The organism is Mycobacterium sp. PTI7, from assembly GCF_056679845.1.
The window spans coordinates 661,847-673,194 of the sequence record NZ_CM155252.1; the positions used below are offsets into that span (position 1 = coordinate 661,847).

11 protein-coding genes are annotated in these 11,348 nt (G+C 69.0%); 3 read left to right on the plus strand and 8 right to left on the minus strand.

The genetic code is table 11. From position 1 onward, the window contains the following. Positions 1-66: 66 nt before the first annotated feature. Positions 67-1,215: an acyl-CoA dehydrogenase family protein gene (locus AC1MEY_RS03165; RefSeq protein ID WP_480229285.1), complete on the minus strand. Its 1,149-nt coding sequence runs from the start codon at positions 1,213-1,215 to the stop codon at positions 67-69. A 32-nt stretch (positions 1,216-1,247) separates the two neighbouring features. Next, a complete protein-coding gene (locus AC1MEY_RS03170) occupies positions 1,248-1,826 on the minus strand; it encodes a TetR/AcrR family transcriptional regulator (RefSeq protein WP_480229286.1) in 579 nt (192 codons plus the stop codon). Between the two features lie 257 nt (positions 1,827-2,083). Here AC1MEY_RS03170 and AC1MEY_RS03175 point away from each other — a divergent pair, with 257 nt between their 5' ends. Further along, positions 2,084-3,067, plus strand: coding sequence for an esterase family protein (locus tag AC1MEY_RS03175; protein WP_480229287.1), 984 nt, complete (start codon positions 2,084-2,086; stop codon positions 3,065-3,067). Positions 3,068-3,097: 30 nt separating this feature from the next. On the opposite strand, the gene AC1MEY_RS03180 is transcribed toward AC1MEY_RS03175, so the two are convergent. From AC1MEY_RS03180 to hisN, 4 genes are all read right to left on the minus strand, one after another. Next, a complete protein-coding gene (locus tag AC1MEY_RS03180) occupies positions 3,098-4,096 on the minus strand; it encodes an oxidoreductase (RefSeq protein ID WP_480229288.1) in 999 nt (332 codons plus the stop codon). 35 nt (positions 4,097-4,131) lie between these two features. Then, on the minus strand, positions 4,132-5,340 hold the full coding sequence (locus AC1MEY_RS03185; protein WP_480229289.1) for an acyl-CoA dehydrogenase family protein: 1,209 nt from the start codon (positions 5,338-5,340) through the stop codon (positions 4,132-4,134). Between the two features lie 55 nt (positions 5,341-5,395). Next, the gene (locus tag AC1MEY_RS03190) at positions 5,396-6,808 is read right to left on the minus strand and encodes an acyl-CoA dehydrogenase family protein (RefSeq protein ID WP_480229290.1); all 1,413 of its coding nucleotides are present in this window, start codon (positions 6,806-6,808) and stop codon (positions 5,396-5,398) included. A 92-nt stretch (positions 6,809-6,900) separates the two neighbouring features. Then, a complete protein-coding gene (gene hisN, locus AC1MEY_RS03195) occupies positions 6,901-7,692 on the minus strand; it encodes a histidinol-phosphatase (protein WP_480229291.1) in 792 nt (263 codons plus the stop codon). Between the two features lie 69 nt (positions 7,693-7,761). On the opposite strand from hisN, the gene AC1MEY_RS03200 reads away from it, so the two are divergent. Continuing rightward, positions 7,762-8,133, plus strand: coding sequence for a hypothetical protein (locus AC1MEY_RS03200; protein WP_480231278.1), 372 nt, complete (start codon positions 7,762-7,764; stop codon positions 8,131-8,133). Here AC1MEY_RS03200 and AC1MEY_RS03205 read toward each other — a convergent pair. Next, positions 8,130-9,407, minus strand: coding sequence for an HNH endonuclease (locus AC1MEY_RS03205; RefSeq protein ID WP_480229292.1), 1,278 nt, complete (start codon positions 9,405-9,407; stop codon positions 8,130-8,132). The genes AC1MEY_RS03200 and AC1MEY_RS03205 overlap by 4 nt on opposite strands. A 46-nt stretch (positions 9,408-9,453) precedes the next feature. Here AC1MEY_RS03205 and AC1MEY_RS03210 point away from each other — a divergent pair, with 46 nt between their 5' ends. Beyond that, positions 9,454-9,861 carry a PPOX class F420-dependent oxidoreductase gene (locus AC1MEY_RS03210; protein WP_480229293.1) on the plus strand — a complete coding sequence of 136 codons (408 nt, stop codon included), beginning with the start codon at positions 9,454-9,456 and terminating at the stop codon, positions 9,859-9,861. Between the two features lie 12 nt (positions 9,862-9,873). Here the strand turns inward: AC1MEY_RS03210 and AC1MEY_RS03215 are convergent, their stop codons facing one another. Then, positions 9,874-11,256 carry an FAD-dependent oxidoreductase gene (locus tag AC1MEY_RS03215; RefSeq protein ID WP_480229294.1) on the minus strand — a complete coding sequence of 461 codons (1,383 nt, stop codon included), beginning with the start codon at positions 11,254-11,256 and terminating at the stop codon, positions 9,874-9,876. Between the last annotated feature and the right edge of the window lie 92 nt (positions 11,257-11,348).

The window sequence follows — 11,348 nt, forward strand, 5'->3', positions numbered from 1 at the left end:
CGAAACTGAAAGTGACATTAGTTTCACTTCTTGACGGCTGTCAACGATTCGCCCTGCCGCAGGCCGTCACACCATCGAGGTCCGGGGGATCTTCATGCCGAGCGTCAACGCGCCCGCCAACTCCCGGCTGGTGTCGTAGTCGAACACCACGTGTCCCGAGAGCACGTCGACGTCGCGCTTGAACCGCTGCAGCGGGCTGTCGAGGAAGTGCACGCTCGCCCCCGACGCCTCGAAGAGCATCGCGATCACCGCGCGGGACTCGTGGACGATGTGTGCGGCGGCCAGGCGGGCGTCACCGCGCACCTGGCGGGACACGGCGTCGCCCGTGGCGACGATGGTCTCGATCTCGCCGACCGTCGCGTCGAGCAGGCCCTGCAGTGCGCGCAGCCGCACCCGCGCCTCGGCGAGCCGGGCCTGGGCGATCGGCTTGTCCTTCTGCATCCGGCCCCCGTAGGCCAGGACGCGCTGGGCCACCCGCTCGGCGTACAGCTCGGTGACCCGCTCGGCGCTGCCGAGTGCGGGCATGGCGGCGAGCAGCGCCAGTGCGGGCACCATCGGCCAGCGGTAGGTGGGGGAGTCGTGCAGTCCGGCGCCGGGTGCGGTGCCGCCGTAGATGTCGGCGACCTTCACCAGTCGGTACTCGGGCACGAAGGCGTCGGTGACGGACACGTCGTGGGATCCCGTGGCACGCATGCCGTCGGTGTGCCAGACGTCGTCGATCACCGCCTCGGAAGCCGGCAGGAGCACCAGGGCTGGCCATAAGGCGTCGTCGGGCCCGCACAGCGCGCCGACGATCAGCCAGTTGCCGTGCGTCACGCCGGTGGCCCACGACCACCGTCCCGTCAGGCGGATGCCGCCGTCGGCGGGCAGGCCGCGGCCGGTCGGTGCCAGCGGGGCCGGGGCGAGGAACGGCCGGGTCCCGAACGCCTCCTCCTGGGCCCGTTCGCCGAACAGCGCGAGCATCCAGTTGTGCAGTGCGTAGAAGCCGATGGTCCACGCGCTCGAGGTGCATCCGTGCGCCATGCGGCGGACGGGGTCGAGCAACTCGGGGAAGGCGGCCTGCTCGCCGCCGAAGCGCTTCGGCACCAGGAGTTCGGTGAACCCCGTCGCCCCCAGGTCCGCGACGGTGGCGTCGGGCAGGTGCCGAAGGTCCTCGGCGTGCCGCGCACGGTCGGCGAGGCGGTCGACGAACTCATCGGTGATGACGCTGCTCATGCCCGAAAGCTTACATACTTTTTAGTATGGAGTCAGCGGGCGAGCATCAGATCCAGGAAGCGGCCGACGCGAGCGGCATCCTGACCGGCGGGAACCGGGCCGGACAGGTGGAGGAAGCCGATGCCCGCCGCGAACGTCGCGTTGGCGCGCAGATCGGCCTCGTCGGCATCGAAGCCGTACTCGACGTAGGCCCGGCGGACGGCACGCAGCACGCGTCGATCGGCCTCGCGCACGCTGGCGGCCACCGTCTCGTCCGATCGGGCCCATTCGCGCATGGCGCGCTCCAGCGTCCAGTGCCGGGGGTTCAGCAGCGCTGCCATCATGTTCGACAGTTGCTCTCGAGGCGCCACGCCCGTCGTGTCGTCGAAGTCACGCCGGTCTTCGTCGCGCAGCGCGCCCCAGGCCCCGATCAGCGCCGCGCGATAACTCGGCATGCCGTCGAAGTGCCAGTAGAAGCTGCCCTTGGTGACACCGAGGCGGGCGCACAGGGTGTCGACCTTGAGTGCCTTGATGCCCTGCTCAGCGAGGATCGCGTAGCCCGCGCGGAGCCAGTCGTCGACCCCCAGGCGTATCGTCGGCGCGTCGCCGGCGCCGCTGCGCGAAGTGGCCATGAACGGCAGCCTACGGGCGGTCGGTGTCGCCGAAATGATGCCGATCTGACGTGTTCGTCACCCGCGTTGGACTTTCTAGTAGTACGCGCCACATGTTTTACTGCCATGGACACAACTGCATGCTCGAGGTCTGCCCGACCAACCGGGGGTTCGTCGGGTGGGCATATCGCGGGGTCAGGTGCCGCCGCGGTGCTGGTGCGGTCAACGGATCGCAGAGTAAAGGGTTACGTCGTAACCAGGAACTGAATGGAAATTATTTGATGTTCGTTGACAGAATTGGCGGCCGATGGGCTCGCCGCTTGTTTGTGTCGGCCATGGCGGCAATGGTGCTGCCAGGTCTGGTCGGCCTGACGGGTAGCAGCGCGACCGCGGGGGCGTTCTCGCGTCCCGGTCTGCCTGTCGAGTATCTGATGGTGCCGTCGGCCGGTATGGGCCGCGACATCAAGGTCCAGTTCCAGAGTGGTGGACCCAACTCGCCCGCCGTCTACATGCTGGACGGGCTCCGCGCGCGTGACGACTTCAATGGCTGGGACATCGAGACCCAGGCCTTCGAGTGGTACAACGACTCCGGCATCTCGATGGTCATGCCCGTCGGTGGCCAGTCGAGCTTCTACGCCGACTGGTACGCCCCGGCACGCAACAAGGCCGGCCCGCCGGTCACCTACAAGTGGGAGACCTTCCTGACCCAGGAACTCCCCGCGTACCTGGCCGCCAACAAGGAGGTCCGGTCCACCGGTGGTGCCGCGGTCGGTCTGTCGATGGCCGGTTCCGCAGCGCTGACCCTGTCGATCTACCACCCGCAGCAGTTCGTCTACGCCAGCTCGATGTCCGGGTTCCTGAACCCCTCCGAGGGCTGGTGGCCCTTCCTGATCAACATCTCCATGGGTGACGCGGGCGGCTTCAAGTCCGAGGACATGTGGGGCAAGACGGAAGACCCGAACAGCGGTTGGAAGCGCAACGACCCGATGGTCAACATGGGCCAGCTGGTCGCCAACGGCACCCGGATCTGGATCTACTGCGGTAACGGCCAGCCCAACGAGCTCGGTGGCGCGGACCTGCCCGCCAAGTTCCTCGAGGGCCTGACCATCCGCACCAACCGGACGTTCCAGGAGAACTACATCGCCGCTGGTGGCAAGAACGGCGTGTTCAACTTCCCGGACGCCGGCACGCACACCTGGTCCTACTGGGGCCAGCAGCTGCAGCAGATGAAGCCCGACATGCAGCGCGTTCTGCTCGGCTGATCGAGTTTCACCGGTGAGGTGACGGGCGGCTCAGAAGCCGCCCGTCACCCGCACCACTGCTCGACCCGAATACTTACCGTCACGCACCTCGTCGATCACGGACACCACGTCCTTGACATCGACGGGGTGCGTTACGTTTTCCAGGTGCCGGGGCCGCAGCTCCGAGCCCAGCCGGCGCCACATCTCCCGGCGGGCCGCGATCGGCAGCAGCACCGAGTCGATTCCCAGCAGCGCCACGTTGCGCAGGATGAACGGCATCACCGTCGTGTTGAGTGCGACTCCACCGGTGAGACCGCTGGCGGCCACCGCACCGCCGTACGCGACCGTGCTGAGTACGTCCGCCAGCGTCGCGCTTCCGACGCAGTCGACCGCACCCGCCCACTTCGTCTTGCCGAGCGGGCGCGGCTTGGCGTCGGGGTCCTCGGGGAGCCGGCCGATGACGTCGGCCGCGCCGAGCGCCCGGAGGTGGTCTGCTGCCTCGGCCTTGCCGGTCGATGCGACGACGGTGTAGCCCGCCGCCGCGAGCAGGTCCACCGACACCGAGCCGACACCGCCCGTGGCGCCCGTGACGACGATCTGGCCGTCGTCCGGTGTGATGCCCCTGTCGATGAGTGCCTGGACGCTGAGCGCGGCCGTGAAGCCCGCGGTGCCGATGGCCATGGCGTCGGCGGCACTCAGGTCGCCGAGCGGCACCAGCTGGTCGGCGGGGAGGCGGGCGTACTCGGCGTAACCACCGTGCTTGCCGGTGCCGATGTCGTAGCCGTGCGCCAGCACCAGGTCGCCGACGTTGAAGTCGGGGGACCGCGACTCGACGACCTCGCCGGCCAGATCGATGCCGGGGACGATCGGGTAGTCGCGCACGACGCCGCCCCTGGGCGTCACCGCGAGGGCGTCCTTGAAGTTGACGCTGGAGTACGCCACCTGGATCGTGACGTCACCGGGCGGGAGGTCCGACTCGCTCAGGGTCTCGACCGACGTGGTGATCCGGTCGCCGTCCTGGCGGGCGACGAGTGCGTTGAAGGAGTCCATGGACCGACGCTAGCGCGTCGGCCCATGGCATCGAGCTACTTCAGTTCAGCCGAGGACAGGCCGAGCAGGCGACGGGCGACGACGAGCTGCTGGATCTGCTGGGTGCCCTCGAAGATGTCGAGGATCTTCGAATCGCGCGCCCACTTCTCGAGCAGGGCCTCCTCCGAGTACCCGGCCGTGCCGGCGAGTTCCACGGTCTTCAGCGTGACGTCGCTGGCGACGCGGGCGGCCTTGGCCTTGCCCATCGACGCCTCCTTGGAGTTCGGGATCTTGTTGTCGGCCTGCCACGCCGACCGCAGCGTCAGCAGGTAACCGGACTCCCAGTCGGCCTCCATGCGGATGAACTCCGCGGCGGCGGCGCTCTGCGCGTGGGCGGGCTTGTCGTAGGAGATCTCGACGCCGGCCTCGGTGAGGATCTTGCGCAGTTCCTCGAGCGATGCCCGGGCGATGCCGACGGCCATCGCGGCGACGATGGGCCGGGTGTTGTCGAACGTCTCCATGACGCCGCCGAAACCCTTGTCCACGTTGATCTCCGGGCTCCCCAGCAGGTTCTCCTTGGGGATGCGCGCGTTGTCGAAGCGGATGGCAGCGGTGTCGGAGGCCTTGATGCCGAGCTTGTGCTCGAGCCGCTCGACGGTGACGCCCGGATGTTCGCGCGGCACGATGAACGACTTGATCGCCGCGCGGCCGACCGACTTGTCGAGCGTCGCCCACACCACGATGTGCGTGGCACGCGACCCGGCGGTGACGTAGATCTTCTCGCCGTTGATCACGTACTCGTCGCCGTCGAGCTTGGCGGTGGTCGACACGGCGGCCGAGTCGGAGCCGAAGCCCGGCTCGGTGATCGCCATCGCGGCCCACACCTTGCCGAGCCGGGCGAGCTGCTCGTCGGTGGCCACACCGGAGATCGCGGCGTTGCCCAGGCCCTGGAACGGCACCGACAGCAGCAGGGCGACGTCGCCCCAGCTGATCTCGAGCGCGTTGACGAGTGCGGACATGTTGGCGCCGTTGACGTTCTCCTTGGGGCCCTCGAGCCCGCGGAAGGCGTCTGCGCCCGCGAACGAGATCGTGTTCGCGTCGGTCATGCCCTGGAAGAGTTCGGCGAGGGTGTCGAGTTCGATCGGGTATGCGTGCTCGGTCTGGTCGTACTTGCGCGAGATGGGTCGCAGCATCTCGGCGGCGCCCTCGTGGGCCATGTCGATGACGGCCTGCAGCTTCTTCGGCATTTCGAGATTGATTGCCATGACGGGTTCCGTTCCTGGTTTATGAGTTCGGCCGGTGAGTGGACTTGGAGACGACCTAGAGGACGACGACGCCCTCGGCGACGCCGATGGCTCGAAGGTCCCGGTACCAGCGCTCGACCGGGTGCTCCTTGGTGAAGCCGTGGCCACCCAGCAGCTGGACGCCGTCGAGGCCGATCTGCATGCCCTTGTCGGTGCCGATCCGCTTGGCCAGCGCGGCCTCCCGCGCGAACGACAGACCCTGCTCGGCGCGCGAGGCGCCGCGCCAGGTGATCAGGCGCAGGCCGTCGAGTTCGATGGCGATGTTGGCGCAGGTGAAGGCGACGGCTTGCCTGCGGGCGATGGGCTCGCCGAACGCCTCGCGCTCCTTCACGTAGGGCACCACGTAGTCCAGGACCGCGTGCGACGTGCCGACCGCCAGTGCGGCCCAACCCAATCGGGACAGTGCGATGGCCTCCGAGTAGTCGGACTCGGTGGCCTCGTCCTCGCCGAGCCGGTTGTGCAGCGGCACGGCGACGTCCTTGAGTTCGATGCGGCCGAGCGCCGCCGCGCGCAGACCCATGCTGGGGTCCGGCGTGACGGTCAGGCCCTCGGAGCTGGACTCGACGATGAACAGTGCGGGCTTGCCGTTGAGTTGCGCGGCGACGACGAACAATTCGGCGTCGGCGGCCGCGGGCACAAGCGACTTGACGCCGGTCAGGCGGTAGCCGCCCGGGGTCCGCACCGCGGTGGTCTTGAGGTTGGTGGGGTCGAACAGGGCGTGCGGTTCGGAGACGACGACGCACGCCTGCGGCACGTTCTCACCGGCGAAGTCGGCGAGATAAGTGGCTTGCTGGTCGGCGCTGCCCCAGTGCGTCAACGCCGACGCGACACCCGCGGGGGCCAGGATCGGCAGGGCAAGACCCATGTCGCCGTAGGCGAGTGCCTCCGCCACCAGGGCGTTGGTGATCGTGCTGCGGTTCTCGGCGATGCCGTCGAAGTCCTCCGGCACGTGGATGGCGGTGATGCCGAGTTCGGTGGCCTTGGCGATCAGATCGGGCGGGTAGGCGATGGCCGCGTCGGCGTCGTGCGCCGCCGGGCGCAGGATCTCCTCGGCGAACTCCTCGACGGTCTGGACGATCATCTTCTGGTCGTCGTCGGGGGTCAGGTCGAAGTAGTCGGCGCCGCTGGGCTTGAGCCGCGTCGGGGCCTTGCCGCCGGACTTGATCTGATTGAACTGGCGGGTCGATGCGCCGATCGCCGAGAACGCGGTCTTGACGCCGTAGCGCAGGCCGCTGTTGAGGGGCTTGCGCAGTCCGTGGCGGTCCAGGAACTCCTGGCCGACCAGCGGCGTGACGAGTGCGAGTCCCACGGACGTCGCGGTGCGCTTGGGTCGTTGCAGGCCCACGGCGCTCTCGTGTCCTGCGCGCTTGGGGCGTTGCTTGGTTCCAGCCGACTGTGCAGACGGGTTGGACGGAGAAGGTTTGGTCATGTCGCAGCCTCGCGTCGTTGGGGCAGTGCAATCTGACCGTATCTTACTCCAGAGTAAGATAGGCGGTGCGTGTTAGCCGCGTCACAGGGACGTCAGCGGTCGCGCAGCCTCTCCAGCACGGCGTCGTGCAGCAATCCGTTGCTGGCGACGGCACTTCCACCGTGCGGCCCGGGCGCCCCGTCGAGGTTGGTGAACGTCCCGCCGGCCTCTCGCACCAGCACGTCGATCGCCGCAAGGTCCCACAGCTTCACCTCGGGCTCGGCGACCACGTCGACGGCGCCCTCGGCGAGCAGGCAGTACGACCAGAAGTCGCCGTACCCGCGGACCCGCCACACTTCGTCGGTCAGGTCGAGGAAGCGCGAGCGGCGTCCCTCCCATCCGATCAGGTCGGAGTAGGACAGGCTGGCCGACTCGACGTCGGCGACCGCCGAGACCGAGATGGGTCGTGTCTCGCCCCGGAACGACGAGAACGCGCCCGCGCCGTCGGCGGCCCACCAGCGCCGGGCGAGTGCGGGTGCGCTGACCACGCCGACCGTCGGGACGCCGTCCTGCAGCAGGGCGATCAGCGTCGACCACACGGGTACCCCGCGGACGAAGTTCTTGGTTCCGTCGATCGGATCGAGCACCCACTGGCGACCCTCGAAAACCGGTGTGCCGCCGTACTCCTCGCCGAGGAGCGCGTCGCCGGGACGGTGCTGGCTGATCAGCTCGCGCAGCGCCTCCTCCGCGCCGCGGTCGGCGTCGGTGACCGGCGTCAGGTCGGGCTTGGTCTCGATGCGCAGATCCAGAGCGCCGAAGCGGTCGAGCGTCAGCGCGTCGGCCGCGTCGGCGAGGTGCATTGCGAGGGTGAGATCGTCCGAGTAGTCATCCGCAACCGTGCTCATGGCAAGCAGTCCTACCATGGCGGTGTGCTGGAATTCCTCGCGATAGTGGTGATCCTCGGCGTGCTCGCCATGATCATCGTGCCTCGACTGCGCAATCGCGGACCCGGCGGTGCCATGGGTGGCGGCGGGGGCGCGCGCGGCGGTGGACGCGGTGGCGGCGGTGTGCACGGCACGCTGCTGGTCACGGGGCTGAGCCCGCGCCCCAACGAGGACGTCGGCGAGCACTTCGTCACCATCACCGGCGTGATCAACGGACCGACGGTCAACGAGCACGTCGTCTACCAACGCATGGCGGTCGACGTGAACAACTGGCCGACGATGGGCCAGCTGATCCCGATCGTGTACTCGCCGAAGAACCCCGACAAATGGAACTTCGCGCCGCCCGAACAGCCCGAACCCCTCGAACCACCGCCACCACCGCCGCCGTCGCCATACACCTAGGCGGCGCGTCGGGTGGCGATGCGGAATCTGGCGATGTCCAGGTAGCGGACGGTGATGGTGGGGCGGCCGGGTGGTGGTGGTGCCTGGGAGCAGTGGGTGGCGCCGGTGGGGGTGGTGAGTTCGGTTGTGGGGCAGCCGTTCTCGACGGTGGTCGTGGTGTGCCAGCCGGGTGCTTCCTTGGCGTAGTTGCACGCCTCGCACAGCCCTTGGCCGTTGTCGGCGGTGGTGGGCCCGCCGCGGGCGGCCGGGATGATGTGGTCGTGGTGGCGGATGGGGGCGTTGCAGTACGGGGTGCGGCAGGTGTCGTCGCGCAACTCGATGAACCGCGCCAGCCCGGCGGGGAACAGCCGCGCCCGGGACTCCATGGCGACCAACGCTCCGCTACGGGGGTGGCGGTAGAGCCGCCGCAGCGTCGCTTCAGAGCGGGGGTCGGCGACGGCGTCGGTGATGAGGTGGCGGGCGACGGCGGCCGGGATGGGTCCGTGGCCGGGGATCCGCGCGGGTTCGGTATCGCCACCGAGCAGGGTTTCGTCGGTGATGACCAGGTCCACGGTGATGGGGATGGGGACGTCGGCGGGTCGGCCGGTGACCCGTTCGACGAGGGTGTCGGCCATGACCTGGCCACGTCCTCGGCCGTCGCCGCAGACGTCGGCTTCGCGCTTCAACGACGCGTAGACCGAGACGCCCTGGGTGAGGGGGAGCAGGGCGGTGGCCCAGACCATGCCGTCGGCGGCGGGCCGGAGCCAGAATCCGCGTTCGCCGGGGGCTTTGGTGGCGCGGTCGACGACGGCGTGCGGGTCGAGGCGGTAGGCGATCTTCTTGGCGTCGGCGGCGATCCGCTTGTCGCCCTTGCCGGCCAGCGCGGTGAGGTCGCCGCAGAGTTCGGCGTCCAGCGCCCTGCGGTCCTCGACGTCCAGGCAGGCGGATTCGCGGACGATGAGGGTGGCCCGCCATTCGGAGAGGACCCCCTGCTCGAGCGCTGCCAATGTGCACGGCATTTCGTGGACCAGGGCGCGGGCGAAGCCGAGGTGCCGGCCGCCCATGGTGGGGGAGTCGTGGCGGGCCAACGCGACTTCTGAGGCCAGGCCCTTGCCCCGCTTGGACGCCGGGACGCCGCGCTCGGCCTCGGCGGCGCGGCGCATCCCGTCGAGGGCGGCGGTGGCTCGGGCTTGGGCGGCGGCGGCGGTGCACTTGAACTTCTCGAGGGCTTCGATGTGCTCGATGAGGCCGGCCTCGTCCACCGAGGCGGGGTGGAAGTCCAGCACGTCGAACATGTGTTCGATTGTACTGACTCGCACCGACAACGGGTATGACCGAACGATGCCCGCTCCGCTTCCCGAAGGTCTCGTCGACCTCCTCCGCAAGCCCAGCCCGTGCTTCGTCGCCACCCTGATGCCCGACGGCTCACCCCAGCTCACCGAGACGTGGGTGACCACCGACGGTGAGAACGTCGTCCTCAACATCGTCGGCGGCATGCAGAAGCAGAAGAACCTCGAGCGCGACCCGCGCGTCGCCGTCAACGTGGTCGACCCCGCGAACGTCTACCGCTTCTACGCGGTCCGCGGGCGGGTCGTCTCGATGACCTCGGAAGGTGGCAGGGAGAGCATCGACGAGATCTCGCAGAAGTACCTGGGCACGCCGTATCCGAACTTCAGCGGCAATCCCGACGAGACCCGCATCATCGTCACCATCGAGGCCGACAAGGTGACGCCACCGGCGCGCGGCTAGGCGCCGACGCGATCAGCCGTGCCCGATGCGCAACAGCTCGGCGAGGCTGGTCAGCTTGACCCGCGGCCTCCCGAGTTGTTCGCCCGCCATCCGCTCGTGGTCGTCGATCAGTTTCCAGTGGTCGCCGGTCACGACGTGCGGCTGTCGCTCGAGGAGCCACTCGGCGATCTTCCGGTCGTGGTCCGCCCCGAGGTCGGCCAGCTCCCGTGAGTGCAGGTCGGCGATCAGCGTGTCGACCGTGTCCTGCGAATCCCGCTTGTTGCTGCCGATGACCCCCGACGGGCCGCGCTTGATCCACCCCACGACGTAGGCGTTGCGGGTGCCCTCGACGCGGCCGTCGGTGTGCGGGATGGTGCCCGACCGCTCGTCGAACGGCACCCCGGGCGTCGCGACGCCGCGATAACCGACCGCGCGGACCACCAACTGGGCCGGCAACTCCTCGCGTTCGCCGCTGTCCTTCGCCACGACGCGCCCGCCGTCGTCGACCAGTTCGTTGCGGCCCAGGACGATGGATTCGACCCGTCCGTCGCCCTTGATCTCGATCGGCGACGTCCGGAAGCGGAACACGATCCGTCGCGTGGCGCCGCGTGGGCCGCGCTCGGCGTATCCGCGCAGCACCTTCACGTTCTGCCGGACGGTCTTGCCCGCGGCCTCGATCTCCTCGTCGGTGATGTCGGCGACGTCCGCGGGATCGACCACGACGTCCACGTCCGCCATGGCCTCGAGGTCGCCGAGTTCACGCAACTCCAGCGTGGTGAACGGCGCCTGCAGCGGTCCACGCCGACCGACCACGACCACCTCCTCGATGCCCTTGGAGTGCAGCGAGTCGAGCGCGTGGTCGGCGATGTCGGTGGCGGCGAGCAGGTCGGGATCGCTCACCAGGATGCGGGCGACGTCGAGCGCGACGTTGCCGTTCCCGATGACCACCGCCCGGCCGGACGACACGTCGGGCAGCATCTCGCCGAAGTGCGGATGTGCGTTGTACCAGCCCACGAAGTCGACCGCGGCGACGCTGCCGGTCAGCTCCTCCCCGGGAATCCCCAGCGCACGGTCGGCCTGCGCGCCGATCGCGTAGACCACGGCGTCGTAGCGTTCGGCCAGCTCGTCGGCCGTGACGTGGTTGCCGATCTGGACGTTGCCGAAGAAGCGGAACCGCGGATCGGCCGAGATCTTCTCGAACTGCTTGCTGATCGTCTTGATCTTCGGATGGTCGGGCGCCACCCCCGAGCGAACCAGGCCCCACGGCGTGGGCAGCATCTCCACCATGTCGATGCGCACGTCGCGCCGTTCGGGTCCCTCGGGATCGGCGGGGGAGTCCGCGTACTTCAACAGCGAGGCCGCCGCGAAGTAACCCGAAGGTCCCGAGCCGACGATTGCCACGTGAAACGGCCGCATTGATCAGCTTTCTGTAGCCCCGGCGCCGGGCGGCGCGCAAGGGGGCTGTCGCGTCGTCGCCGAGCTGGTTGCATCGCCGACTCTATCCCCGC

What these genes read in the sequence shown, in the direction of transcription:
- AC1MEY_RS03200 (WP_480231278.1), top strand. Translation starts at nt 7,762, where the DNA reads ATGATCATCGTGCCTCGACTGCGCAATCGCGGACCCGGCGGTGCCATG.
- hisN (WP_480229291.1), bottom strand. Translation starts at nt 7,692, where the DNA reads ATGAGCACGGTTGCGGATGACTACTCGGACGATCTCACCCTCGCAATG.
- AC1MEY_RS03180 (WP_480229288.1), bottom strand. Translation starts at nt 4,096, where the DNA reads ATGGACTCCTTCAACGCACTCGTCGCCCGCCAGGACGGCGACCGGATC.
- AC1MEY_RS03205 (WP_480229292.1), bottom strand. Translation starts at nt 9,407, where the DNA reads ATGTTCGACGTGCTGGACTTCCACCCCGCCTCGGTGGACGAGGCCGGC.
- AC1MEY_RS03190 (WP_480229290.1), bottom strand. Translation starts at nt 6,808, where the DNA reads ATGACCAAACCTTCTCCGTCCAACCCGTCTGCACAGTCGGCTGGAACC.
- AC1MEY_RS03185 (WP_480229289.1), bottom strand. Translation starts at nt 5,340, where the DNA reads ATGGCAATCAATCTCGAAATGCCGAAGAAGCTGCAGGCCGTCATCGAC.
- AC1MEY_RS03210 (WP_480229293.1), top strand. Translation starts at nt 9,454, where the DNA reads ATGCCCGCTCCGCTTCCCGAAGGTCTCGTCGACCTCCTCCGCAAGCCC.
- AC1MEY_RS03215 (WP_480229294.1), bottom strand. Translation starts at nt 11,256, where the DNA reads ATGCGGCCGTTTCACGTGGCAATCGTCGGCTCGGGACCTTCGGGTTAC.
- AC1MEY_RS03165 (WP_480229285.1), bottom strand. Translation starts at nt 1,215, where the DNA reads ATGAGCAGCGTCATCACCGATGAGTTCGTCGACCGCCTCGCCGACCGT.
- AC1MEY_RS03170 (WP_480229286.1), bottom strand. Translation starts at nt 1,826, where the DNA reads ATGGCCACTTCGCGCAGCGGCGCCGGCGACGCGCCGACGATACGCCTG.